Raw genomic sequence first — 25,359 nt, forward strand, 5'->3', positions numbered from 1 at the left:
GCAGGTGTAACTCGGTTCCGACGCCAATCGTTGACGTCCCCCCAACTGGGCCCCGGCTTTCGCCGGGGAACAGTTTCCGACGATTACTTCACGACCGTGACGTAATTGATGTCGCGCATCGCCTGCATCATCGGGCCGTCCCATTCGGGCGGGCAGGGGATCGAGCCGATCGCCCAGCCCATGATGTCGACGTCCTGCTGTTCGAGCAGCGCCTCGAACCAGTCGAGCTGCTCGGGCGTCCAGCTGCGGCCATAGGTTTCGAAGAAGCCGCCGATCATCATGTCGGCTTCGCGCGTGCCGCGATGCGAGCTGCGGAAGCCGAGGCGCTTGAGGCGGGTTTCGTGGTCCATCATATCTCCAACGCCGATTGACCGGCGACCCGCTGGCGGCGGGCGTCGGCTGGGCTATAGGGGGCAGATAGTCATGCGACCCGAAATCCTCAATCCGCTGTTCGCCGAAACCCTCGTCCTGAAAGGGGTGGGGCCTGCGCTCGCCAAGCCGCTCGACCGGCTTGGGCTCGCGCGCGTCGTCGACGTCGCCTTCCATCTGCCGACCGGCTATGTCGATCGGGTGCCCCGCACCGAGCTGATGTCGAGCGATGCCGGGCGGATCATCGTCATCACGCTGACCGCGCGCGAGTATCGCGTCAGCGCGGGGCGTGGCCCGACGCGGGTGCAGGCGACCGACGAGCATGGCAATTATGTCAGCCTCGTCTTCTTCGGCGGCAGTTCGGGCTGGGCGAAGAAGCTGCTGCCGATCGGCGAGGCGAAGCGCGTGTCGGGGCGGCTCGACGAATATGGCCAGGAACTGCAGATCGTCCATCCGGACATCGTCGAGCAGGACGAGGAGTTGCGCGAGCGCGAGCCGATCTATCCGCTGTCGGAGGGGCTGACATCGCGGCGGCTGGCGGCGCTGACGACGCAGGCGGTCGCGCGGGCGCCCGATCTGGCCGAGTGGATCGAGCCCGGGCTGAAGGCGAAGCGCGAATGGCCGGGCTGGCACGAATCGCTGGAGCGGATCCACGCCGACCCGTCGGATGCCAAGGCGCGCGAGCGGCTGGCCTATGACGAGGTGTTCGCCAACCAGCTCGCGATGACGCTCGTCCGCGCCGATACGCGGAAACGACGCGGGCGTGCGCTCCACGGCGACGGGCGGCTGCGGGGCATGCTCAAGCTGCCCTACACGCTGACCGGCGCGCAATCGCGAACGGTGGGGGAGATCGAGGGCGACCTCGCGCAGACCGCGCCGATGCTGCGGCTGCTGCAGGGTGATGTCGGCTCCGGCAAGACTTTGGTCGCGGCGATGGCGATGCTGATCGCGGTCGAGGCGGGGGCGCAGGCGGCGATGCTCGCGCCGACCGAGATCCTCGCGCGCCAGCATTACGAGACGCTCAGGAAGACGCTCGCCGGGCTGCCGATCGCGGTCGGCGTACTGACCGGGCGCGACAAGGGGCGCGTGCGCGAGGCGACGCTGATGGCGTTGGCGAGCGGCGAGGTCGACATCCTGATAGGCACGCATGCGATCTTCCAGGACGCGGTCGCTTACAAGGACCTCGCGCTGGTGGTGGTCGACGAGCAGCACCGGTTCGGTGTCGCGCAGCGGATGACGCTCCAGGCCAAGGGGATCGCGCCGCCGCATCTGCTGGCGATGACCGCGACGCCGATCCCGCGCACGCTGACGCTCGCGCAGTACGGCGAGATGGACGTCAGCCGGCTCGACGAGATGCCGCCGGGCCGCCAGCCGATCGAGACGCGGGTGATTTCGGAGGATCGGCTCGACGACGTGGTCAACGCGCTCGGCCGGCATCTCGCAGACGGGGGCCAGGCCTATTGGGTATGCCCGCTGGTTGAGGAGAGCGAGAAGAGCGACCTCGCGGCCGCGGAGATGCGCGCGGAGACGCTGCGTGCGCGGTTCGGCGACAAGGTGGCGCTCGTCCATGGCCGGATGAAGCCCGCCGAGAAGGACGCGGTGATGGCCGAGTTCTCCGCCGCTCGCACCGCCGTTCTGGTCGCGACGACGGTGATCGAGGTCGGCGTCGATGTCCCCAATGCAACGCTGATCGTTATCGAGCATGCCGACCGGTTCGGCCTCGCGCAGCTCCACCAGCTGCGCGGGCGGGTCGGGCGCGGGAGCGGGCGGTCGATCTGCCTGCTGATGCGTGGGAGCTCGCTCAGCGAGACGTCGCGCGCGCGGCTGGCTTTGATGCGCGAGACCAATGACGGGTTCCGGATCGCTGAGGAGGATCTGCGGTTGCGCGGCGCGGGCGAATTGCTGGGCACGAAGCAGTCGGGCGAGATGGCGTTCCGGCTCGCGACGCCCGACATGATGGCCGACCTGCTGCAATGTGCAAATGACGATGCGCGGTTGCTGATCGATCGCGACGGCGGGCTGGAGGGACCGCGCGGGCAGGCGGCGCGCACCGCGCTGTACCTGTTCGACCGCGATGCCGGGGTCGCGTTGCTGCGATCGGGCTGACGGGCGGCCCGGTCAGCTGGTGCGGAGCATCGCCGCGAGCATGCCGTAATAGGCCTTGGGCGGGATCGTCCGGTCGAACGCGCAGCCGATCCGTCCGCCGAGCGACCAGCGGACATGCGCGAGGATGTCGCCGACGATCGGCATCCGGACATGGAGCCGCTCGCCAGCGTCCAGATCGCCGTCGCAGCGTGCCATGAGGCCGCTTGGCGAGACGTTGACCAACGTAAGCCTGAATTCGGTGCCTGCGCTGTCCGCCGCACGCGTGCGGTGCATCACTTCGTCGCGCGGCTCAGACCGCGTCTCGTGCCTAGACGTCGCTTGGTTCGGCATTGGTCAGTCCCCGCTGTGCCCCGGTCGAGGGCTAGGCCGACATCATGAAGCCCGTACCACCAACCATCCCTAACGCGGTGTTCATGCCCGTGCCGGACGGGCGGGTCAGCCGGGCAGCAGCATCCCGTGACGCTTCTTGCCGAGGCTGAGGCGGACCGGCGCGGCGACGGGGATCGTGGCGGCGGGGTCGCGCAGCGGTTCGCCGTCGACACGGACTGCGCCTTCGCCGATCTTGCGTCGTGCTTCGCCGTTCGATGCGACGAAACCGAGCCCGACCAGCGCCTCGACGACGCCGATGCCGGTCCCGGTGCAGACGAGGCTCGGCAGGGCGTCTCCCGACGCGCCTTCCTCGAAGGTCTTGCGCGCGGTCTCGGCCGCCTGCTCGGCGGCGTCGCGGCCGCGGCACATCGCGGTCGCCTCGTTCGCGAGCACGACCTTGGCGGCGTTGATCTCCGCGCCTTCGAGCGCCTCGAGACGCGCGACCTCGTCGAGCGGCAGGTCGGTGAACAGCCGCAGGAACCGGCCGACGTCGCGGTCGTCGGTGTTGCGCCAGAACTGCCAGTAATCGAAATGCGGCAGCTGATCCTCGTGCAGCCAGACCGCGCCCGACATCGTCTTGCCCATCTTGCCGCCGTCCGCGGTCGTGATCAACGGGGTGGTGACGCCGTAGACCTCGGTGCCGTCCATCCGGCGCGAGAGCTCGATGCCGTTGACGATGTTGCCCCACTGGTCAGAGCCGCCCATCTGCAGCCGGCAGCCGGCGCGGCGCGACAGTTCGAGAAAGTCGTAGGCCTGGAGGATCATGTAGTTGAATTCGAGGAAGCTCAGCGACTGTTCGCGGTCGAGGCGGAGCTTGACCGAGTCGAAGGCGAGCATCCGGTTGACCGAGAAATGCTGGCCGACGTCGCGCAGGAACGGGATATATTCGAGCGCATCGAGCCACTCGGCATTGTCGAGCATGACCGCATCGGTCGGGCCGTCGCCGAACGTCAGGAAGCGTTCGAAGATACGGCGGATCGAGGCGACGTTGGCTTTGATGCCGTCCTCGCCGAGCAGCTTGCGCGCCTCGTCCTTGAAGCTCGGATCGCCGATCTTGCCGGTGCCGCCGCCCATCAGGACGATCGGCTTGTGGCCGGTCTGCTGAAGCCGACGGAGCAGCATGATCTGGACGAGGCTGCCGACGTGGAGCGACGGCGCGGTCGGGTCGAAGCCGATATAGCCGGGTACGACCTGCTTGCCCGCGAGCGCATCGAGCGCAGCGGCGTCGGTCATCTGGTGGACATAACCGCGCGCGGTCAGCGTGGTGAGCAGGTCGGACTGGTAGGTCATGGAGGAGCCACTAGCAGCGGTTGTGCGGTCCGTCATCCCGGCCCCCAATCGTCATGCGAGCTTTCGTTCGCTGAACGGGGGGGATCAGCTGCGGGGGAGTTGCGACGACGGATCGACCGGGGTGCGGCCCTTGCGGAGTTCGAAATGGAGTTCGGGGCGATCGGCGAACCCGGTGTCGCCTGAGAGCGCGATCGTCTGGCCGCGCTTCACGCTCTGGCCGCGCTGGACCAGCAGTTTCGAGGCATGGCCATAGACGCTGGTCCAGCCGCCGCCATGCTTGACGATCACCAGCCCGCCGAGCGCGGCAATGCCGTCGCCGACATAGGCGACGACGCCGTCGGCGGTGGCGCGGATCGGGGTCGATACCGGAACCGCGATCTTGATGCCGTCGTTGCGTTCGCCACTGGCGCCGTGACCAAACCGCTTCACGACGCGGCCGTCGACCGGCCAGAGAAAGCCGCCGCCCGCGAGCCGTACGGGCGCGGTGACGACGGCGCTTGGCGGCAGGACGCGCCGCGGGGTCGGGGTGGGGCGGACCGGCGCCTGGTTGCTCGCAAGCGCAGGCTCGCCGCCGGTCAGGATGTCGTCGACGTCGAGCGTGAACGCGGCCGCTCGATCGGCAAGGCTGGTGCCGCCTTCGGTGTCGGGGATGACGATGCGCTGGCCCGCACGCAGCACATAGGGTTCGAGCAACGCATTGACGGTGACGATGCGCGACCAGGCGACCCCATAGGCACGCGCGATCGCGATCCCGGTCTCGCCGCGCCGGACGAGGTGATAGCGGCCTGCCGGGATGGTCAGCCGCTGTCCCGTCTGGATCGTGAAGGGCGGTTCGATCGCATTGGCGCGCGCGATCGCCTCGCTGCTCGCCCCAGAGCGTTCGGCGATGGCGAGCAGCGTATCGCCGGGGCGGACCGTATAGAGTGATTGATCGACGCGCTGCGCATCCGCTGCGACCGGGCGCTCCTCCCAGGCGGGGCGCGGCGCCGGCAGCGTCGAGACGGGCACGGGGGTGCGATCGGCGCGCCGGACGGGTGAGGGGGCAGGGCTGGCGTCCTGCCGCTCCACGCGGCGCGGATAGGTGCGCCGACGCGGTGGAGCCTCATAGGGGTCGGATCGTGCGGCATCGCTGCGGTCGCGGGCGTCGTTCGCGAAGCGGTCCTGCGGGTCGGCGCGCGGGAGGCGCTGGATCCGTTCGAGCGACTGCGGCGGCGGCCCGCGGTCGGACCGGACCGGCGTGTCGACGCTCGGGATGCACCCGGCGAGAGCCAGCGCCGCGCCCAGGATCGCGGCGGCGCGCGTCACGCGTAGGCGCGTCCCAGCATGTCCAGCGACTCGGCATGCGTCAGATCGAGATGCAGCGGCGTGACCGAGATATAGCCGTCCGCAATGGCCTCCAGATCGGTCGCGTGAAGCGGCGTCTCGACCGCGCCGCTGAGCGCGAACCAGTGATACTCATAGCCGCGCGGGTCGGTGTTGGTGACGATCTGCAACCGGCCATAGTCGCGCAGGCCCTGGCCGACGACGCGAATGCCGCGCACCGCATCGGCCGCACCGACGGGGAAGTTGACGTTGACGAGCGTCCGGGGGGCGAGCGGCGCGTCGAGCAGCGGGCGCAGGACGCGTTCGCCCCAGGCGGCGGCGACCTCGAACGGGACCGAATCGCCCATGCCTTCGCGGCTATAGACCTGGCTCAGCGCGATCGACCGGACCCCGGCCAGCGCACCCTCCATCGCGGCGGAGACGGTGCCCGAATAGGTCACGTCCTCGGCGAGGTTGGCGCCGCGATTGACCCCCGAGAGGATCAGGTCGGGGGGGCTGTCCTTCATGATGCGGGCCAGCGCCATCATCACCGCATCGGTCGGCGTGCCGGCGACGGCATAGCGCTTCTCGGCGAACTTGCGCACGCGCAGCGGTCGCGACAGCGTCAGCGAATGGCCCGCGCCCGACTGTTCCTCCGCCGGCGCCACCACCCAGACATCGTCGGACAGCGTCGCGGCGATCGCCTCGAGCACCTTCAGCCCGCGCGCATGATAACCGTCGTCATTGGTCAGCAGGATCCGCATCAGGCAGCGGGCTCGAGCAGGGTGAGGCCGCCCAGATAGGGCTGGAGCGCGGTTGGTACCGCGACCGCGCCATCCGCCTGCTGATAATTCTCGATCACCGCGACGAGCGTGCGACCGACCGCGAGGCTGGAACCGTTGAGCGTGTGGACGAACCGCGTCGCCTTCTCGCCCTCGGGGCGATAGCGCGCGTTCATGCGCCGCGCCTGGAAATCGGTGCAGGTCGAGATGCTGGAGATCTCGCGATACTGCGCCTGGCCGGGGAGCCACACTTCCAGATCATAGGTGCGCGCCGCGGTGAAGCCCATATCGCCACCGCATAGAAGCATTCGCCTGAACGGAAGCTGCAACGCGTCGAGAACGCCCTCGGCACACTGCGTCATCCGCTCGTGCTCGGCCTCGGACTGGTCCGGGGTGACGATCGCGACCATCTCGACCTTGTCGAACTGATGCTGGCGGATATAGCCGCGAGTGTCGCGACCGGCCGACCCGGCCTCCGAGCGGAAGCACGGCGTCAGCGCGGCGAAGCGGAGCGGCAGTTCGCCGTCGGTCAGGATCCGTTCGCGCACGATGTTGGTCAGGCTGACCTCTGCGGTCGGGATCAGCCAGCGGCCGTCGGTCGTGCGGAACAGGTCCTCGGCAAACTTGGGCAGCTGGCCCGTGCCGAACACCGCCTCGTCGCGCACCAGCAGCGGCGGCGCGACTTCCTCGAAACCGTGATCGCGCGTCAGCCGGTCGAGCATGAACTGACCGAGCGCGCGTTGCAGCCGGGCGGCGGGGCCGCGGACCAGCGTGAAACGCGCACCGGACATCGCAACGCCCGTCTCGAAATCGAGCCCGATCGCCGGGCCGACGACGTCATGCTCGCGCGGGGCGAAGGCGAAGTCGGGCTTCGTCCCGCGTGCATGGACGAGCACATTCCCGCTCTCGTCGACGCCCGCAGGGACGTCCGATGCGGGCAGATTGGGGATCGCCGCGAGCGCCGCATCGAGCTCGGCGGTCAGCGCCGCCTCGTCGGCCTCGAGCGTCGGCAGCGCGGCCTTCAGCGCGGCAACTTCCGCCATCAACGCCTGCGCGCGCGGTTCGTCCTTCTGCGCCTTGGCCTGGCCGATCGCCTTGGACAGCTCGTTGCGGCGGGTCTGCGCGGCCTGCGCTTCGGCGATCGTCGTACGGCGGCGCTCGTCGAGGGCGACGAGCCGATCGCTGGCGGGGGCAGCGCCGCGGCGGGCGAGAGCTGCGTCGAACGCGGCGGGGTTTTCACGGATCAGACGGATATCATGCATGGCGCTAGGCTATGCCGAGGCCGGCAAGCGCGCGCAACCCGGTGCGCCCGCGGGACGTTGGGGAGGGCAGAGGCACAGATCAAAGAGGAGAAAGCCCGTGGATCTTCCGCACAAGTCCGTCGTCATGGTCGCCGATGGCCGCAAGATGTTGTTCCTGCGCAACGAGGGCGATGCCGCCTTTCCTAACCTGGTCGTCGAAGAGGCGGTCGAGCAAGAGAACCCCGCGACGCGCGACCAGGCGACCGACTCGGCCGGCCGCGCCTCGTCCCCGCAGGGTGCCGCGCAGAGCTCGGTCGAACCCACCGATTTCCATCAGATCGAGGAAGACCGGTTCGCGGCCGACGCAGCCGAGCTGCTCAAGACACGCGCGTTGAAGAACGACTTCGATTCGCTCGTCATCGTCGCACCGCCCAAGACACTGGGCGAGATGCGCAAACATTATCACAAGGCGGTCAGCAGCAGGCTGGCGGGCGAGCTCGCCAAGGATCTGACCGGGCATCCGATTGCGGACATCGAGACGGCGCTCAAGAACGCCTGATCATTGCCACCCGATAGTTGAAAAGGCCCGCAACACGTTGTTGCGGGCCTTTTTTTTATGTCCGAGATTTATGCAGGATCAGTGCGCGGCGCGCTTCGCGAACCGCCGGCGGGCAACGAGGGCCGCGGCCGCTGCGCCGAACAGCAGCACCATCGGGGGTGCCGGAACCGGGGCGGGTGGCCCGCCACTTGAGCCGGTGCTGCCATTGCCGCCGCCGTTTGAGCCATGCCAGCCGCCGTTCGAGCTCCAGCCGCCATTGCTGCTCCAGCCGGCGCTGCTCGATCCATAGCTCGACGACGAGGTCGAACTTGATCCGCTGCTGGTCGACGACACGGTGCCGCCCGAACTGCTGCTGGTCGACGAGGCGACGTTGCCGCTGGACGAGGAAGACACGTTCCCGCTCGACGACGACGAAACGTTGCCACTGGATGAGGAGGATACGTTACCGCTCGACGAGGACGATACGTTACCGCTGCTCCCGCCGCTGGCGGACGACGAGGTGCTCGACACCGACGCGCCGCCGGTGCTGGACGACGATCCGCCTGTCGATGATCCGCCCGTGGATGACCCGCCGGTCGACGAGGTGCTGCTGACGCCACCGCTCGAGGTCGAGCCGCCACTCGTGCTCGATGAACCGCCGCTCGTGCTCGACGAGCCCCCGCTCGAGGTCGACGAGATGACGATGCTGCCGCCCGAGCCGCCGCCGCCAAAGAAACCGCCGCCAAAGCCGCCGCCGCCAAAGCCGCCACCCGGGCCGCCGCCGCCGAAGAAGCCGCCGCCGCTGTTTATCGGCACGGCGGTCGGACTGCCGGCGCCGCCTGCGAACGGGTCGGCAAACCCCACGGGGACCGGGGGCGCATTGGCGACCGTCACCATGGCCGGCGCGCAGGCGGTCGTCCGTGTGGTGACGACGCGACGGATGCGCGGACGGGCGACGGCGCCAATCTGGCGGGGGACAACGCGCTTGGTCATCGTCTTGGTCTGAATCGCGCGCTTCGGACGCTCGGCGACATGGACGGCGCCGCCGCCGATGATCGCGCCTCCGCAGGCACACGCGCATAATTTGGCCAAGGCCATCCGCACCGACATACTCAAAGTCTCTCTCGTTGCCGACGCGCAGACGACGTCGGATCGCGTTCACGGCACTCGGACACCGTCATCGCACAAAGCGCAAAACAAAGCGTTAAGCGCAAGCGCCCATCACGTGATCCGGTGGTCATTCTTACAATATCGCGACGGACGGCCTGCCCGATACGCAGACCGTGCCGTGGCGGGACAGTTGTCGCATCCAGGATCATGGCGACGGGCCCGTTCGCGGGACTCGCTGAGGCCGTCGGCGGGCGGTGTAACCCGGATGCATCGGTACGCAAGAATGTGTCTTCATTATCGATCCAAGCGCAAGTCTGCTCGCTTGTGGTCCGGAACACGTAAGACTATAGGCCCTTTCACCATTTGGGGGTGGCTTCGAGACGCGGCTTTTCGCGCCGACCGGCCAGAGGGAGAGTGGTATGGCAACGGTAATGAATCGCGTAGACGAGCACGGTACCAATCTTGCAGCAGCCAATGATGCCGATGGCTATCGACCGACGGCCGACGAGCCGTTCATGAGCCTGCGTCAGCAGGCCTATTTCCGGCAGAAGCTGCAGCAGTGGAAGGACGCTATCCTGCGGGAATCGCAGGAAACCCTGTCGCAGCTCCAGGTCGATTCGCTGCGCGAGGCGGATCTGACCGACCGTGCGTCGAGCGAAACCGACTGGTCGATCGAACTGCGGACCCGGGATCGCCAGCGCAAGCTCGTCTCGAAGATCGAGGCGGCGATCCGCCGGATCGACGATGGCGAATATGGCTATTGCGAAGTCACGGGCGAACCGATCAGCCTGGCACGCCTCGAGGCGCGGCCGATCGCGACGATGACCGTGGAGGCGCAGGAACGCCACGAGCGCAACGAAAAAATCTCCCGCGAGGACTGATATCGGGTCGGCGAACAGCGCATAGGCACGTGGTCCGCCTTCTGATATATGCGACGCATATCTCGACGTCGGGACACAGGAATACGGATGGACATGAGAAACCAAGGGTCGTTGGGCGCCGAGGGTGCGGCAGGGGCCGGCGCCGGGGAGTCCGTCGAGGATAGCGCAGACCCGGGCCAGAACCGGCCGGTCCGTGACAGTCTGCTGATGATCGCGCGGTTCAGCTATGCCGACGGTGCGGGTGTGTACGAGGTGCGGGTCCGCAACCTGTCCGAAGGCGGGCTGATGATCGAGTTCGATCGGCCGCTCGCCGTCGATACGCCGGTCACGATCGACCTGCGTGGGATTGGTGAGGTTACCGGACGGGTGGCGTGGTGCACGCAGGGCCGTCTGGGAATCGCGCTCGACGAGACGATCGACCCGATGAAGGCGCGCAAGTCGGTCGGGCAGGGGCAGACGACACCGACCTTCGCCAAGCCGATCGTGTTCCGGGAGCCGCGGTCGCGGTAACGTCGTTTCAGTAGATCGGGGCAGCGGCATCTCGCCAAGCACGTCCGAATGGACGGCCGGGGGGGCAGGGCGTATCCGGCACCCCGCCAGTCCGGCTTTCCCGAGGGGGAAGGAGTCGGAAAAGCCGGAACCGCGTGACGACAGGCCGATCGCCCGCCGTCACGAACGGCGTGGGGTCTAGAGGTTGGCGAGTTCTTCCTTCAGGCGAAGCTTCTGCTTCTTCAGTCCTGCGAGCGCCAGCGCGTCGGGCATAGGCCGGTGTACCTCTTCGGAAATCCGGCGGTCGAGCATTTGATGCTTGGTTTCCAGCGCAGCCTGGTGCGTCGTTTGCATGGTGGAAAAGCTCCTTCTGCATTCGTGTTGGGGTCCCGAGTAAACCATCGCCCCAGCAAAAAGTCTTTAACGAAGATTGGTGAATCGACCGGGCGAGCTGTCACGTGCGACGGGCCGAGTCCAAGCGGTCGAACGGCGCCCCTCGGGCAGTTTTTGGTGCTCGCGCAATGCCATGCATTTGCTAAGGACCGCGTAGCAGGGGTGGGCGAAGGACATGATGGTGGACGAGGCACAGATCAGGGTCCGGCTGGACGAAATCCGGACCGAGCATCGCGACCTCGATTCGGCAATCGCCGCGCTCTGGTCGCTCACCGTTCCCGACCAGCTGCAGATCGCCCGGCTCAAGAAGCGCAAGCTGCGGCTGCGCGACGAAATTGCCGCGTTCGAGGACCAGTTGATCCCCGACATCATCGCCTGACCCGTCCGAGCAGGCGCGGATGCGGGGCGTGATTTCGGACAGCGCCTTCAAATTGCGTCATAATATAGATCGAGCGGTCGATCGAAGCGGCGCGTTTCGGGACACATCCTGGCGCATCGCTGCGTTTTCCCGATGGGCGCGGCGATGCGGCTATGGCAGTCGGGCAGAATGATTGGTCGACCGCCCGAACTGCCCCTGCAAGACCGCATGATCGGTGCGCTGTACCGTGAAGCGATGCGGCTGGCCGAAGAGGCGCGGGCCTATTTCGACGATACGGGACGGACCGACCGGGACGGGCTCGAACCGCTCGTCCGCGTCAGCCTGAGCTGTGAATCGCTCAAGGTCACGACCCGGTTGCTCCATGTCCTCGCGTGGTTGCTGACGCAGCGCGCGGTCCAGGCGGGTGAACTCACGCGGGGCGAGGCGCTGGATCCGGCGCGGCGGCTCGGCGAGGCGCCGGTGACCGATGACGCGATGCTGGCGGCGTTTCCGCCCAGCGCGAGGGCGTTGATCACCGCGAGCATGCAGCTTCACCGGCGCGTCGCGCTGCTTGACGCCGCGCTCGATGCGCCACGGCCCGCCGCCAGCCCCGCCTTGTCGATGCAGGATCGCCTCGCCCGCGTCCTCTAATGCCGCTGGCGGGGCGTACCGCCAGACGAGCCTGGCCTAGGCGAGGCCAAGCCGGTTGCGTGCCGCGCGATATTCGCGCTCGAGCCGGTCGACGCGGTCGGCGACGCTCTCGACCGCGGTGACCGCGCCGATCCCCTGGCCCGATCCCCAGATATCCTTCCACGCCTTGGGCTTCGATCCACCCTCGGCATTGGCGCCGGCCCCGAAGTTCATCGTCTTCAGATCACCCTCGGGCAGCGCATCGGGATCCATCCCCGCCGCGACGATCGACGCGCGCAGGTAATTGCCGTGCACGCCGGTGAACAGGTTCGAATAGACGATGTCCGCTGCGCGCCCCGCGACGATGCCGTCCTTATAGGCCTGATCGGCATTCGCCTCGAGCGTCGCGATGAAGGGCGAGCCGATATAGCCGAAATCCGCGCCCATCGCCTGCGCCGCGAGCACCGCGTCGCCGGTCGCGATCGCGCCCGACAGCGCAAGCGGGCCGTCGAACCACTGGCGAATCTCCTGGATGATCGCGAAGGGCGACAGTCGTCCGGCATGGCCGCCGGCGCCCGCGGCGACCGCGATCAGGCCATCGGCGCCCTTTTCGATCGCCTTGCGCGCGAACCGGTCGTCGATGACGTCGTGCAGCGTGATCCCGCCCCAGCCATGCACCGCGGTGTTCAGATCCTCGCGCGCGCCGAGCGAGGTGATCACGATCGGCACCTGCCATTTGGCACAGGTTTCGAGATCGCGTTCGAGCCGGTCGTTCGACTTGTGGACGATCTGGTTGACGGCGAACGGTGCCGCCGGACGGTCGGGATTCGCGCGATTGTGCGCGCTTAGTTCCTCGGTGATCCGGTGGAGCCATTCGTCGAGCATCGCCTGCGGTCGCGCATTGAGCGCGGGGAAGGATCCGACGATGCCCGCCTTGCACTGGGCGATCACCAGGTCGGGTCCGGAAATGATGAACAACGGCGACCCGATCACGGGCAGGCGCAGGCTCTTTAGAATAGCGGGTACGGTCATGGCGCGTTTCATAGCGCAGCCGAAACGGCTGCGCCAGCACTCTGGTTAGAGCGGCAGTCACGTGTGATTGCCATGTGACCGCAAATGCTTAGAGCGGTCGGCATAGAATGTTCCGGAGATGTGCCGCCATGAAGTTTGCCGTTGCCGCCTTGCTGGCGCTGTCCGTGTCTGCGCCCGCGCTTGCCGCAGGTCAGTTGCCGCGCAGCGTCGTGCCGATCCTGTACGATATCCAGGTACGCCCGGACGCGAAGGCGATGACGTTCAGCGGGACCGAGACGGTGACCATCGACGTCAAGCAGGCGACCCGGACGATCCAGTTGAACGCGGCGGATTTGAACATCACGTCGGCGACGTTCGACGGCCGCCCCGCCACCATGAAGGCGGACGCTGCCGCGCAGCTGCTCACGGTGACGCTGCCCGCGGCGGCGAGCGTCGGGCGGCACAGCCTCGCCTTTGCCTGGACGGGCAAGATCAACGAGTCCGCGTCCGGGCTGTTCGCGATCGACTATGCCAATGCCGACGGGTCGTCGTCGCGGATGCTCGCGACCCAGTTCGAGGCCCCCGACGCGCGCCGGTTCGCACCGATGTGGGACGAGCCCGCGTGCAAGGCGAAGTTCCGCCTGTCCGCGGTCGCGCCGGGCGCACAGCTGGCCTTCTCGAACATGCCCGCGACGGCGATCACGAAGCAGGCGGACGGCACGCAGCTCTACAAGTTCGGCGAGACGCCGCTGATGTCGAGCTATCTGCTGTTCCTCGGCATGGGGGACATGGAGCGCAAAACGCTGATGGCGGGCAAGACCGAGATCGGCATCATCAGCCGCAAGGGAGTCGTCGATCAGGGCGATTATGCGCTCGCCGCCGCGAAGGACCTGCTCGCCTATTATAACGACTATTTCGGCCAGCCCTATCCGCTGCCCAAGATGGACATGATCGCGGGGCCGGGATCGAGCCAGTTTTTCGGCGCGATGGAGAATTGGGGCGCGATCTTCTATTTCGAGAACGAGCTGCTGTTCGATCCCAAGCGCGCCACCGAAAGCGCCAAGCAGCGTATCTACACCGTCGTCGCGCATGAAATGGCGCACCAGTGGTTCGGCGATCTCGTCACCATGGCGTGGTGGGACGATCTGTGGCTGAACGAGGGGTTCGCCTCGTGGATGGAGGGCAAGTCGAGCGGCGTGCTCGTGCCCGCGTGGAAGTCCGAGGCGGCCGCGGTCTCGGGCGAGCGCGAGGGGGCGATGGGGATCGACGCAACGTCCGCGACGCACCCGATCATCCGCAAGGTCGAGACCGTCGACCAGATCGGCGAAGCGTTCGACGGCATCACCTATTCAAAGGGGCAGGCCGTGATCGGCATGCTCGAATCGACGCTCGGCCCCGACGTGTTCCGCAAGGGCATCCGCAGCTACATGGCCAAGTATAAATACGGCAACACGGTCACCGAACAGCTCTGGGCCGAATTGTCCGCAGCCGCGGGCAAGCCGGTCGCCGAGATCGCGCACGACTTCACCTTGCAGGGCGGCGTGCCGCTGGTGACGATGACGGGCGCGACCTGCAACGGCGGCGTTACCACCGCCACGCTGACGCAGGGCCGGTTCGGGCTGGATGCGGCATCGAAGACGCCGCAGACCTGGCACGTGCCGCTGGTCGTGGGCAATCTCGGCGGTGCGCAGACGGCGACGATCGTCAACGGCGCAGCGCCGTCGCGAGTCACGATCCGGGGATGCGGTACGGTCGTCCTCAACCGCGGCAAGGGCAGCTATACCCGCGTGATGTACGACGATGCGGGGCATGCCGCGATCGTCCGCGACTATGCCAGACTAGACCTCGCCGACCGGCTGGGCACGCTGGGCGATGATTTCGCACTCGCGGCGGGCGGCTATCAGGACCTGTCGCGCTATTTCGCGGTGATGGACAAGGTCGGGCCGGACGCGGATCCGCTCGAATGGTCGTCGGTCGCAGGTGCGCTCGGCCGGATCACCGGGCTGTACGACGACACCCCGCTCGAGGCGCCGCTGCGCGCGCGGTCGGTCGCGATCCTCGGCCCCGTGCTCGCGCGGATCGGCTTCGAGGCTAAACCGGGCGAATCGCCGCTGACGAGCAATTTGCGCGAGACGCTGGTCGGGCGGCTCGGCACCAATGGCGATACGGGCGTCGCGGACCGCGCGCGGCGCTATGTCGCGGCGCTGGCGACCGATCCGACCGCGATCCCGCCGGCGATCCGCCAGCCGATCCTGTCGACCTATGCGGTCAATGCGACCCCGGCGGAATGGGATGCGCTGCTTGCGCTCGCCAAGGCGGAGACGAGCCCGGTTGCCAAGAACCGGTTCGTGACGCTGCTCGGGGCCGCGCGCGATCCCGCAACCGCGGGGCGGGCGCTCGCGCTGCTCAAGACCGACACGATCACCGCGCCGCAAAAGGCCGGGCTGCTCCGCGCCGTCGCGGGCGCGCATCCCGACCTGGCGTTCGACTGGGCGGTCGCGAACCGTGAGCTGGTCGAGAGCTTCCTCGAGGCGAGCACGCGATCGGGCTATATCGTCGGGCTCGGCGCGGGCTCGAACGATCCGGCGATGCCGGGCAAGATAAGCGCCTTCGCCGACAAATATCTGCCCGCCTCGTCACGGGGCGGCGTGACGCGGTCGCTGTCGACGATCGCGGTCCGCAAGGCCGCCGCCGACCAGCTGCGTCCCGCCGTCACCAAGTGGGTCGCCGGCTGACACAACGGCACCGGACCCCGGGCGATGTCCCGGGGTCCGGCGCGCATGGCTAGTCGATACGGGTCAGTCCGGTTGCGCAGGCGCGGGCCTTCTCGACATAATGCCGGGCGGAAACGCGGAGCGCCGCGATCGCCTGCGCATCGAGCTGCCGGACCGCGCGCGCCGGGCTGCCGATGATCAGGCTGCCCGCGGGGAAGGTCTTGCCCTCCGTGACGAGCGCGCCGGCGCCGACGATACAGTCCTCCGGAATCACCGCATGATTGAGCAGGATTGCCCCCATGCCGATCAGCGACCGGTCGCCGACCGTGCAGCCGTGGAGGATCGCGTGATGGCCGATCGTGCAGTCCGCTCCGATCCGAAGCGGCGCGCCGGGATCCGAATGGAGCATAGCGCCCTCCTGGATGTTGCTCCGCGCGCCGATGACGATCGGCGTATTGTCCGCGCGGACGACCGCCCCGAACCAGACGCTCGCCGCCTCTCCGAGCTGGACATCGGCGATAAGGTCGGCGCTTGGCGCGACCCAGGCGGTCGGGTGGCAGGTGGGGCGTTTGTCGCCCAGGGCATAAAGCGGCATCGCAAAGTCTCTCCGTCGAACCCGCGGGCCGCGACGAAGCCCGAAACGACACCGCCGCACCGCAGATCATCGGTTCGATGTCTGCGATACGGCGGGATCCTCTGCAAGGGCGGCAGGACAGGTTGTCAGGCGACGGGCGGCATGCCCTTGATCACCTTGTCGAGCGTCAGCGGATATTCGCGGATCCGGACGCCGCAGGCATTGTAGACCGCATTCGCGACCGCGGCGCCGACGCCGCAGATGCCAAGCTCGCCGACGCCCTTGGCCTTCATCGGTGACGACTTGGCATCGGTCTCGTCCATGAAGAACACGTCCTGATAGGGGACGTCGGCATGCACCGGGACATGATATTCGGCCATGTCGTGATTAACGAAATAGCCGAACCTCTTGTCGACGACCGCGTCTTCCATCAGCGCCGCACCGACGCCCATGGTCATCGCGCCGATGACCTGGCTGCGCGCCGACTTGGGGTTGAGGATTCGCCCGGCGGCAAATGCACCGCTCATCCGGCGTACCCGAACCTCGCCGGTCGCCGAATCAACCGCGACCTCGACGAAATGCGCGCCGAAGGTCGACTGCGCATAGGTCTTGGTCAGATCGCCGAACTCGATCGAGTCCTCGGCCGACAGGCCCGCATCGCCCGCCGCCTCGGCGAGCGAGACGCTGCGGTTGCCCGACTTCACCTTGCCGTCCTCGAAGACGATGTCGGTCGGGTCGAAGCCGAGCTTGCGTGCGACGCTGTCGCGCAGTGCCGAACAGGCGGCATAGACGCCCGCGGTCGAGCTGTTGCCGCCCCATTGGCCGCCCGAGCCGGACGAGACGGGGAAGCTGCTGTCACCGAGCAGGACGATCACCTTGTCGATCGGCACGCCCATCATCTCGGCTGCGGTCTGCGCGATGATCGTGTAGCTGCCGGTGCCGATGTCGGTCATGTCGGTGGCAACGGTGACAACGCCCTTCTTGTCGATCCCGACACGCGCGCCCGACTTCATCGTGACATTGTCGCGGAAGGCGGACGCCATGCCCATGCCGATGAGCCAGCGGCCTTCGCGGACCTGGCCCGGCACGGGATTGCGCTTGTTCCAGCCGAACCGCTCCGCGCCCGTCCTGAGACAGCCGACGAGATCGCGGTGCGAGAACGCACGCTTGGGCGATTCGGGATCGACCTGCGTATCATTGACGATACGCAGCTGGACCGGATCCATTTTCAGCGTCTCGGCAAGCTCGTCCATCGCCGCCTCGAGCGCGAGCAGCCCGACCGCCTCGCCGGGGGCGCGCATCGCGTTGCCCTCGGGAAGGTCGAGCGTCGCGAGCCGCGTCGCGGTCATCCGGTTCGCGCCCGCATAGAGCAGCCGGGTGACGTTCGGCGCGGTCTCGGGTCCGCCACCGGGGAGATCGCCCGACCAGCTTTCATGCGCGATCGCGGTGATCGTGCCGTCCTTGCGCGCGCCGATCCGCAGCCGCTGGATCGTCGCCGGACGGTGCGTGGTGTTGTTCATGATCTGCGGACGGGTCAGCGCGACCTTGACCGGCTTGCCACCGATCGCCCGCGAGGCGAGCGCGGCCATCACCGCATCGCTGCGGATCCAGAGCTTCGACCCGAAGCCGCCGCCGACGAAGGGCGACAGGACGTGGATGTCCTCCTTGGGAATGCCGAGCGTCTCGCTCATGTCGCGCACCGCCCAGTTGAGCATCTGGTTCGACGTCCACAGCGTCAGCTTCGACCCTGTCCACGCAGCGGTCGTCGCATGCGGTTCCATCATCGCATGGCTTTGATCGGGCGTGGTATAGGTCTGGTCGAGCTTGACCGGGGCCTTGGCAAAGGCGCCGGCGAAGTCGCCGATCGCGGTATCGGGCTTGCCGTCCTTCGGCTTCACCGCGGCGGATTTCTCCGCGGCGAGATCGAACTTCCCTGCGCTGCGGGCATAGGTGACGCGGACCAGCTTTGCGGCTGCGCGCGCCTGTTCGAACGTCGATGCGACCACGATCGCGACCGCCTGGTCGAAATGCTGGACGTCGGGGCCCGCGAGCATGCGGGCGGTATGCGCCTGCGCCTTGGCGACCGTACCGGCATTTTCATGCGTCACGACGGCGAGGACGCCCGGTGCAGCCTTGGCTTCGGCAGAGTCGATCCGCTCGATCCGGCCCTTGGCGATCGCCGCGCCGATGATATAGCCATAGACCGCGCTGGGGGCGGCGTCGTTGCGTTCATAGGCATAGCGCGCTGTTCCGGTGGTTTTGCGCTTGCCGTCGATGCGGTCGACCGGTTGGCCGACGACCTTCATGCGGTCGATCGGGTTGGTCGTTGCGGGGGTGTCGAACTTCATGGCGATCAGGCCTTCGCTTCTTCGAGCACTGCGTGGATCGTGCGTTCGATCAGCGGCAGCTTGAATGCATTTTGCGACGTCGTGCGGGCGCCAGCCAGAACGGCTGCGGCCGTGGCCTTGGCACCCTTAGGGAGTTGCGCCTCGGCAGCTTCGACCCGCCACGGCTTGTGCGCCAGGCCGCCAAAGGCAAGGCGCCCGCGGCCATCGGGCTGGACGACCGCCGCGACCGACACCAGAGCGAACGCGTAGGAGGCACGGTCACGCACCTTCTGATAGATGTGCGTGCCGCCAATCGGCTTTGGCAACGTGACCGCGGTGATCAGCTCACCCGGGGCGAGCGCGGTCTCGATATGCGGCGTGGTGCCCGGCAGCCGGTGGAAGTCGGCTATCGGGATGGCGCGCGTCTGGCCGGCCGAATTGACCGTCTCGACAGTCGCATCGAGCACCCGCATAGCGACCGCCATGTCGCTCGGGTGCGTCGCGATGCACGCGTCGCTCGTTCCCATGACCGAGAGATTCCGGTTGAAGCCACCGATCGCCGCGCAGCCGCTGCCCGGCTGGCGCTTGTTGCAGGGCTTGGTGGTATCGTAGAAATAGGGGCAGCGGGTCCGCTGCAGCAGATTGCCCGCGGTGGTCGCCTTGTTGCGCAGCTGGCCGGACGCGCCCGACACCAATGCGCGGCTGAGCACGCCGTAGTCCTTGCGAACGCGGGCGTCAGCGGCGAGGTCGGTGTTGCGAACCAGCGCACCGATCCGCAGGCCGCCGTCGCTGGTCGGTGCGATCGTATCGAGATCGAGGCCGTTGACGTCGATCAGATGCTGCGGCGTCTCGATCTGCAGCTTCATCAGGTCGAGCAGGTTGGTCCCGCCCGCGATGAACTTGGCGCCCGGGGTGCGGACCGCTGCTGCTGCAGCGGCGCTCGCGGTCTTGGCGCGTTCGAAGGTAAAGGCCTTCATGCCATGCGCTCCGTGCCGGCGACGTCGTGGATCGCGTCGATGATGTTCGAATAGGCGCCGCAGCGACAGATATTGCCGCTCATCCGCTCCTGAAGTTCGGCGGTCGTCACCTTCGGCTTGGCGGCGATGTCGCCGGTGGCATGGCTGGGGATGCCTTCCTTGATCTCGTTGAGCGTCGCGACCGCGGAGCAGATCTGGCCCGGCGTGCAATAGCCGCACTGATAGCCGTCATGCTTGACGAAAGCGGCCTGCATCGCGTGCAGCTTCTCCGGCGTGCCCAGACCCTCGATCGTCGTGATCGAGTCGCCCTCGTGCATCACTGCAAGCGTCAGACAGCTGTTGATCCGCCGGCCCTCGACGATGACCGTGCAGGCGCCGCACTGGCCGTGATCGCAGCCCTTCTTCGTACCCGTCAGCTTCATCGTCTCGCGCAGCGCGTCGAGCAGGGTCGTCCGCGTATCGACCTCGATCAGGGTATTGCGGCCATTGACCTTGAGCGTCACCGGCATCGTCGTCGGTGGGGTCTGTTGCGGTGCCGCAACCTGCGCACCCACCGGGGTCCCGGTCAGGGTCGCGGTCGCTACGCCACCCGCGATCACGCCACGGCGCGATACGGGAAATCCGTCATTGCTGTTCATAAAGATCTAAAGCTCCCTGATCCGCTAACGAACGGATCGCCACGGAACCGGTTGCGTCGCCACGCCGGAATCCGCCCTAACTCGGAAAAAATAGGTATTAGGCGGCTGCCGCGCCATAGGGCGGGACCGAGATAATCGACGGTCTAAGCCAAAAGTCCCAATCCGACACCGTCATTGACCCTTCAAATCGCACGCAATTCTGATATCGTCATGATCACGATCAAGGGATTGAGCGATGCAGAGTTACGCGCAGACGGTTGCTCGACTGAGGTCGATGGCTTTCCTCCTCGAGGAGGCGCTGCGCATCGCGGACGAAGGCGGCAATGCGCTGGTCGGCGCGAAGATCAGCGATTGTGTCGACTGGATCGAACAGGAGCTGACGTCGGTCAACGTGCGCGCCTCGCTCCATCCGATCACCGAACAGGGCAGCGCGGACCCCGCCTGAGGGTCTGGCGCTCGGCGCTTCGAAACCACGTCAGTCGTGGAGCCAGCAAAGGTCCCGTTTTTGAGGATCGTCAGCTGGACCGTCTGGGCATGACCCGTCTCGGCGTTTGATCCGCTCGCGCGCGGCCGATGCCAGTTAAGGCAGCCGATAACGGCGGTGATCCGTAACCAGCGTCGCTCGTCCTGACTGTACGCGCTGCCGGTTGCTGCAGCACTCGCGCAGTCCGAATCCTCGCGCTTTCATCGGTGCCGCGACTCGACGTCAAAAAATGTCGGAGATGGAGCGATGGACAGTCTGCGCGCCCTGTGCTCGGATCTGTGCAGAGGGGAACAGCATGAGACCGGTTTTCAGATCTGGAATGGCGCTAACCGCGGTCGCCGCGACGATGGCTTATGGCATGACCCCAGGGGTGGCCCGCGCCCAAGTCGCAGATCCCCTAGCGATGACGACCGATCCCGCAGATCGCGCGGTGATGGCGGAGGCAGCGTCGGCGATTGCCGGACGATCGCCCGACATCGCCCGGCTCGATGCGGTCCTTGCCAAACTGCCGCGGCCGACGCCGCTGCGCGGCATGGTGCAGACGGTGCGGGCTGGTGTTCTCGCAAGCGCGCAGGCGACCGGCCCCGCGGTCGCGGCGATCGAGGAGGCGCTGCGGCTTCTGCCGGATGATCCGCGGCCGAAACTCGTCGCGACGGGCATCTATACGTTTTCCGGCTCGCCGCAGCGCGCCGCGGATCTCCTCCTCCAGGCCAGCCGGCTCGCGCCTGAGATGACGCGGCATTTCGACCGCTACGTCGTCATGGCGTTGACGGGGCGTTTGACCGAGATCGGCGACCGGAGCCGGGCAGACCGGCTCAACGCCCGGCTTGGCGAGATCGGCTTCAGTTCGGGGCTCGCGCCCGAACGCTCGACCGCAGGCTTGTCCCGCACGCGCGAGGCGATGCGGATGTCGCCAGGCGCATCGACTGACGAGGCGGCAAACCTCGTCACGACGATCGGCGATCCGGACGATCTGCTCACACTCTATATCGACCGACGCTATACGCCGCTCTGGCCGCGGATCGCGGAATGGGCCGGGGCCGATCTCGCTGCCCAGTCCCGGCGCTACCTCGACGAGCTGCGCGGCGACTGGGCGGCGGCTGCCGATTTCGACACCGCGACACCCTATGCGCGTCGCCTCTCCCGCCTCGAGGCGTATCCCGCGGTGCTCGGCCTGTTTTTGCCGATGTTCGACGGGATCGACACCCGAGCGGCGGTGCCCGTGGAGGCGCGGGCCGCGGGCGCGCCGCGGGGCGAGGGCGTGTTCCTCGCGCCGATCGTCGCCAGGGCGCTGGCGCATCAGGGGCGCTATGACGAGGCGCGGGCATTGCTCGCCAGGGTCGCGACGACCGTGCCGCCCGACGACCAGGGCAATGGCCTCAATCTCGACGGCGCCTATCTGCAGCTGGCGGCGATGGAGACCGACTGGCCGCAGGTCCTCACGCGCGCCGACGTCTTTCTCGATCGGGCAAAACGATACGGGAGCAACGTCAACCGCGCGTCCGTCCTGCTCGTCAAAGCCTGGCAGGCCTGTGCGCTCACCCGCACCGGACAGAGCGCTGCCGCCGAACCCGTCACCGCGGATGTGCTGTTGGATGAAGCGCTGGTGCCGGGCGCCGCGATGCAGATGTATGTCTGTCGGGGCGACCAGGCCGCAGCACGCGCGCTCGTCATCCGCCGGCTCGCTGACGAGACGACCCGCGACTGGGCATTGCGCTATGTCCAGCCGACCGGCTCAGCGACGACGACGCCGCTCGACCGGTTGACGGACCCGGTCGACGACGCGGTCCGGACCGCGCCCGACGTCGTCGCCGCGGCGACGCGGGTAGGGCGGATCCTGCCGAATCCCGTCAGCGTCGGGCTGCCGCAGGGGTTCGATCCGTTCCGCCTCCAACCGCGGACGACGCCGCTGGACGCGAACGCGGTCTAGGCGGCCGCGACGCCGATCGACCTCAGTCGCCGCACTGCGTCATTGGCACCGGCGCCGAATCGATCCGCACGTCGGATACCGACACGCCAAGCGCGCCGTCGGTCGCCAGCACGAAGGGTGCGGTGACATCCGCCATGTCGACACCGCGCTTGGCAAAGCATTGCAGCGGCACGACGACCTGGCGCCATTCGCCCGGCGTACCGGTCGCGAGCGTCCTGGTGATCGGGACGGTCACCACGGCGCCGTCATGGCTGACCATGCCGAGCGTGACGGGTGCGCTGGCGGCGCGATCGACGCGCAGGTCGACGACGAGGCTCAACTCGCCATTGCTCTCCCGCGTGAGATCAAGCGGACGATCCGCCTCGATGCGTGCCTCGGCCGCACCGCCCGACCAGACGAGGCTGCGTGCATCCTCCTGGCGGCGGCGGTCGACCGCCGAGGCGGTGAGCCGCCGGTTCGTCGTCCTCGCATTGACGCCAAGGAGGCGGACTTTCGACTGCCCTTGTTCGGCGAGGACGAGCGACCACCCTTCGGGGACACGGCCCTTGCCGAACACGATGCCGCTCGATGCCACGGCGAGTCCGGCGGGGCGCGTCTCGTCGAACTTCGCGACGGTGCCCGGCTTCGCATAGCTCAACCCATAGCCATAGGCGAACAGCGGGTCATAGCCGGGGTCCGCGCGGTTAAGCACATATTGATCGGGGCGTTTTGGCCAGGAGAAGCTGAGCTTGCCGCGGAAGTCGTTGGCGATACGGCCGTCCTTGGTGCGGAACAGCACGTCGGCGACGCCGCCGCCCTCGCTGCCCGGCAGGAACGCCGCGACGAACGCATCGGCGGCATTGAGCTCGGCGTTCACCCAGAGCGGCCGTCCGGAGAGGAATACCGCCACCACCGGCACGCCCGCCGCCTTGAGCTTGCGGAGCAGCGCGAGATCGGCCTTGTCGTCGGGGCTATAGTCGAGCGTCGGGCGGTCGCCCTTGAACTCGGCATAGGGCTGTTCGCCGAACACGACGATTGCCGCATCGGGTTTCTTCGCGAAGCTGCCGTTCGCCGACAGCGTCGCGGTGCCGCCCGCCGCCTTGACCGCCGCGTCGATGCCCGACCAGATCGACTGGGCATTGGGGAAGTTCGCATTGGTGAGGCCGCTACCCTGCCAGGTCAGCGACCAGCCGCCCGCCTGTTGTGCGATATCATCGGCACCGCCGCCTGCGACCAGGATATTGGCCGAGGGTTTGAGCGGCAGCAGCCCGCCTTGGTTCTTGAGCAGTACCAGCGATTCGCGCACCGCCCGCCGTGCGATGGCCCGGTGGTCGGCCGCGCCGATCCGCTCCATCTTGCCCGCGAGCGCGCGCGACGAAGGGCGACCGCGATCAAACGTGCCGGCGCGCAGCTTCACGCGGAGGATGCGGCGGACCGCGTCGTCGAGCCTAGCGGCCGGGATCTCGCCCGACTGCGCCTGTTTCAGCGTGTTGGCGTAGAGCGTCTTCCAGCCGCTGCCCGAATACATGAACATGTCGAGCCCCGCGTTGATCGCAGCGGCGCAGCTCTCGTTCGAACAGCCCTCGACCTGGCCGTGGCCGTTCCAGTCGCCGACGACGAAGCCGTCGAAATGGAGCCGGTCCTTGAGCACGCCGGTCAGCAGGCTCTTATTGCCGTGCATCTTGGCGCCGTTCCAGCTCGAGAAGCTCGCCATCACCGATTGCGTGCCCGCCTCGATCGCGGCGGGGTAGCCACCGAGATGGATGTCGCGCAGCGCCGTTTCGGGGATCAGCGCATCGCCCTGGTCGCGCCCGCCGGTGCCGCCGTCGCCGAGGAAATGCTTGGTCGTCGCGATCACCCGGTCCGCGGCAAGGAAATCCCTGGTGCCGACCTTGCCCTGCACGCCCTCGATCACCGCGCCGGCGAAATCGGTCTGGACCGCGGGTTCTTCCGAATAGCTTTCATAGGTGCGGCCCCAGCGATCGTCGCGAACCACCGCGAGCGTCGGCGCGAAGGTCCAGTCGATCCCGGCTGCGGCGGTCTCGATCGCGGTCACATGGCCGATCTCGCGCATCAGGTCGCGGTCGCGCGTCGCACCGAGGCCGATATTATGCGGAAAGAGCGTCGCACCGGGAATGTTGTTGTTGCCGTGCACCGCGTCGGTACCCCAGATCACCGGAATGGCGGGCCGACCGTCGCTGCGCGCCATCGACGCATCGTAAAAGGCATCCGCGAGCTTCAGCCACTCGATCGGCGGCGCAAGATCGTCGCCGTTCGGCCCCGAATTGCCCCCGTTCAGGATCGAGCCGAGCTTGTAGGTACGCAGGTCGGCGGGGGTGATGCTGGCGATGTCGACCTGGATCAGCTGGCCGACCTTGTCCTCGATCGACATGCGCGCGACGATCGCGTCGAGCCGCGCCTCGATCTTCGCATCACGCAAAGGCATGGCCTTGGCCGTCGGCCAGAGGCCTGGATGCGCGACCGCCGAAAGCGGTTTGGACGCTGGGCTCGCGGCTGGCACGGCAGATATTGGAGCAGATGTCGGGGCAGGGGCAGGGGCAGGGGGCGGCGAGGCTGGCGGTCGCGACGCGATCGGCGCGGCCGCGGTCTGTAGCAGCAGTGCGATCGTCACCGATGAGAAACCCGTCGACATCCTTATCTCCCTGATCCCGGTTCGAAGCTCTCCGACTGATGCCGACGCCCCCGGGCATTACCACCCTGCTATCGCCGCAGCGGGGCGTCGGGCAAATCATTTACGTTACAAGGTAAGGGAAGGATCGAACTGGCATCCGAACTCCGGTGTTGTCTGCCACCGCTCGGTAGCCCCGTATAAGCGTCACGGGGGCCCAGAACGCGCCAGGGCGCAG

At 67.5% G+C, this 25,359-nt stretch carries 24 protein-coding genes; 10 read left to right on the plus strand and 14 right to left on the minus strand.

All coding sequences use genetic code 11. From position 1 onward, the window contains the following. Positions 1-83 precede the first annotated feature (83 nt). Positions 84-350, minus strand: coding sequence for a succinate dehydrogenase assembly factor 2 (locus tag J3A66_RS18000; RefSeq protein WP_031395519.1), 267 nt, complete (start codon positions 348-350; stop codon positions 84-86). A gap of 73 nt (positions 351-423) precedes the next feature. On the opposite strand from J3A66_RS18000, the gene recG reads away from it, so the two are divergent. Beyond that, positions 424-2,475 carry an ATP-dependent DNA helicase RecG gene (gene recG, locus J3A66_RS18005; protein ID WP_209570296.1) on the plus strand — a complete coding sequence of 684 codons (2,052 nt, stop codon included), beginning with the start codon at positions 424-426 and terminating at the stop codon, positions 2,473-2,475. A 12-nt stretch (positions 2,476-2,487) separates the two neighbouring features. Here the strand turns inward: recG and J3A66_RS18010 are convergent, their stop codons facing one another. The 5 genes from J3A66_RS18010 to serS form a co-directional block, all read right to left on the minus strand. Next, positions 2,488-2,805, minus strand: a complete 318-nt coding sequence (locus J3A66_RS18010) for a PilZ domain-containing protein (RefSeq protein ID WP_209570297.1) — start codon at positions 2,803-2,805, stop codon at positions 2,488-2,490. A 105-nt stretch (positions 2,806-2,910) separates the two neighbouring features. Further along, the gene (gene tyrS, locus J3A66_RS18015) at positions 2,911-4,134 is read right to left on the minus strand and encodes a tyrosine--tRNA ligase (protein ID WP_209570298.1); all 1,224 of its coding nucleotides are present in this window, start codon (positions 4,132-4,134) and stop codon (positions 2,911-2,913) included. A gap of 84 nt (positions 4,135-4,218) precedes the next feature. Further along, positions 4,219-5,439 (minus strand): peptidoglycan DD-metalloendopeptidase family protein, encoded by a 1,221-nt coding sequence (locus tag J3A66_RS18020; RefSeq protein ID WP_348634079.1) that lies wholly within the window; start codon positions 5,437-5,439, stop codon positions 4,219-4,221. Next, a complete protein-coding gene (gene surE, locus J3A66_RS18025; RefSeq protein WP_209570299.1) occupies positions 5,436-6,200 on the minus strand; it encodes a 5'/3'-nucleotidase SurE in 765 nt (254 codons plus the stop codon). The genes J3A66_RS18020 and surE overlap by 4 nt, the downstream gene beginning before the upstream one ends. Next, entirely contained in the window at positions 6,200-7,480 is a 1,281-nt protein-coding gene (gene serS, locus J3A66_RS18030) for a serine--tRNA ligase (RefSeq protein ID WP_192142393.1), read from the minus strand. Before serS ends, surE begins: the two co-directional genes overlap by 1 nt. A 97-nt stretch (positions 7,481-7,577) precedes the next feature. Between serS and J3A66_RS18035 the strand changes: the two genes are divergently transcribed. After that, positions 7,578-8,018 (plus strand): host attachment family protein, encoded by a 441-nt coding sequence (locus J3A66_RS18035; RefSeq protein WP_031441820.1) that lies wholly within the window; start codon positions 7,578-7,580, stop codon positions 8,016-8,018. Between the two features lie 78 nt (positions 8,019-8,096). Here J3A66_RS18035 and J3A66_RS18040 read toward each other — a convergent pair whose 3' ends face one another. After that, a complete protein-coding gene (locus J3A66_RS18040) occupies positions 8,097-8,351 on the minus strand; it encodes a PEP-CTERM sorting domain-containing protein (protein WP_081874428.1) in 255 nt (84 codons plus the stop codon). 1 nt (position 8,352) lies between these two features. Between J3A66_RS18040 and J3A66_RS18045 the strand changes: the two genes are divergently transcribed. The 3 genes from J3A66_RS18045 to J3A66_RS18055 all read left to right on the plus strand — a co-directional run bounded on the left by J3A66_RS18045 (position 8,353) and on the right by J3A66_RS18055 (position 10,498). After that, the gene (locus J3A66_RS18045; RefSeq protein WP_348634080.1) at positions 8,353-9,003 is read left to right on the plus strand and encodes a hypothetical protein; all 651 of its coding nucleotides are present in this window, start codon (positions 8,353-8,355) and stop codon (positions 9,001-9,003) included. 523 nt (positions 9,004-9,526) lie between these two features. Next, positions 9,527-9,988, plus strand: a complete 462-nt coding sequence (gene dksA / locus J3A66_RS18050; protein WP_031393916.1) for an RNA polymerase-binding protein DksA — start codon at positions 9,527-9,529, stop codon at positions 9,986-9,988. 87 nt (positions 9,989-10,075) lie between these two features. Continuing rightward, positions 10,076-10,498 (plus strand): PilZ domain-containing protein, encoded by a 423-nt coding sequence (locus J3A66_RS18055; protein ID WP_235188463.1) that lies wholly within the window; start codon positions 10,076-10,078, stop codon positions 10,496-10,498. 177 nt (positions 10,499-10,675) lie between these two features. Here the strand turns inward: J3A66_RS18055 and J3A66_RS18060 are convergent, their stop codons facing one another. Further along, on the minus strand, positions 10,676-10,831 hold the full coding sequence (locus J3A66_RS18060) for a YdcH family protein (protein WP_081874429.1): 156 nt from the start codon (positions 10,829-10,831) through the stop codon (positions 10,676-10,678). Between the two features lie 220 nt (positions 10,832-11,051). Here J3A66_RS18060 and J3A66_RS18065 point away from each other — a divergent pair, with 220 nt between their 5' ends. Then, positions 11,052-11,249, plus strand: a complete 198-nt coding sequence (locus J3A66_RS18065) for a DUF465 domain-containing protein (RefSeq protein ID WP_031393918.1) — start codon at positions 11,052-11,054, stop codon at positions 11,247-11,249. Between the two features lie 168 nt (positions 11,250-11,417). Further along, complete coding sequence (locus tag J3A66_RS18070) at positions 11,418-11,879, plus strand: DUF1465 family protein (RefSeq protein ID WP_031441823.1); 462 nt, start codon at positions 11,418-11,420, stop codon at positions 11,877-11,879. A gap of 36 nt (positions 11,880-11,915) precedes the next feature. Here the strand turns inward: J3A66_RS18070 and J3A66_RS18075 are convergent, their stop codons facing one another. Beyond that, a complete protein-coding gene (locus J3A66_RS18075; RefSeq protein WP_209570300.1) occupies positions 11,916-12,890 on the minus strand; it encodes a nitronate monooxygenase family protein in 975 nt (324 codons plus the stop codon). Between the two features lie 128 nt (positions 12,891-13,018). Between J3A66_RS18075 and J3A66_RS18080 the strand changes: the two genes are divergently transcribed. Further along, a complete protein-coding gene (locus J3A66_RS18080) occupies positions 13,019-15,604 on the plus strand; it encodes a M1 family metallopeptidase (RefSeq protein WP_209570301.1) in 2,586 nt (861 codons plus the stop codon). A 49-nt stretch (positions 15,605-15,653) separates the two neighbouring features. Here J3A66_RS18080 and J3A66_RS18085 read toward each other — a convergent pair whose 3' ends face one another. From J3A66_RS18085 to paoA, 4 genes are all read right to left on the minus strand, one after another. Further along, on the minus strand, positions 15,654-16,178 hold the full coding sequence (locus J3A66_RS18085; protein ID WP_107934348.1) for a gamma carbonic anhydrase family protein: 525 nt from the start codon (positions 16,176-16,178) through the stop codon (positions 15,654-15,656). Positions 16,179-16,303: 125 nt separating this feature from the next. Next, positions 16,304-18,505 (minus strand): aldehyde oxidoreductase molybdenum-binding subunit PaoC, encoded by a 2,202-nt coding sequence (paoC, locus tag J3A66_RS18090; RefSeq protein ID WP_209570302.1) that lies wholly within the window; start codon positions 18,503-18,505, stop codon positions 16,304-16,306. A gap of 5 nt (positions 18,506-18,510) precedes the next feature. Continuing rightward, positions 18,511-19,461: a xanthine dehydrogenase family protein subunit M gene (locus J3A66_RS18095; RefSeq protein WP_209570303.1), complete on the minus strand. Its 951-nt coding sequence runs from the start codon at positions 19,459-19,461 to the stop codon at positions 18,511-18,513. Continuing rightward, entirely contained in the window at positions 19,458-20,099 is a 642-nt protein-coding gene (gene paoA, locus J3A66_RS18100; protein ID WP_037529025.1) for an aldehyde dehydrogenase iron-sulfur subunit PaoA, read from the minus strand. Before paoA ends, J3A66_RS18095 begins: the two co-directional genes overlap by 4 nt. Positions 20,100-20,373: 274 nt before the next feature. Here paoA and J3A66_RS18105 point away from each other — a divergent pair, with 274 nt between their 5' ends. Together J3A66_RS18105 and J3A66_RS18110 are read left to right on the plus strand one after the other, a co-directional pair. Next, complete coding sequence (locus J3A66_RS18105) at positions 20,374-20,544, plus strand: hypothetical protein (protein WP_159043649.1); 171 nt, start codon at positions 20,374-20,376, stop codon at positions 20,542-20,544. A 442-nt stretch (positions 20,545-20,986) separates the two neighbouring features. Then, on the plus strand, positions 20,987-22,513 hold the full coding sequence (locus J3A66_RS18110) for a hypothetical protein (RefSeq protein WP_209570304.1): 1,527 nt from the start codon (positions 20,987-20,989) through the stop codon (positions 22,511-22,513). A 22-nt stretch (positions 22,514-22,535) separates the two neighbouring features. Here J3A66_RS18110 and J3A66_RS18115 read toward each other — a convergent pair whose 3' ends face one another. Next, on the minus strand, positions 22,536-25,145 hold the full coding sequence (locus J3A66_RS18115; RefSeq protein ID WP_209570305.1) for an exo 1,3/1,4-beta-D-glucan glucohydrolase: 2,610 nt from the start codon (positions 25,143-25,145) through the stop codon (positions 22,536-22,538). Between the last annotated feature and the right edge of the window lie 214 nt (positions 25,146-25,359).

Origin of the sequence: Sphingomonas sp. PvP018 (genome assembly GCF_017876865.1) — a bacterium.
Taxonomy (GTDB): domain Bacteria; phylum Pseudomonadota; class Alphaproteobacteria; order Sphingomonadales; family Sphingomonadaceae; genus Sphingomonas; species Sphingomonas aerolata.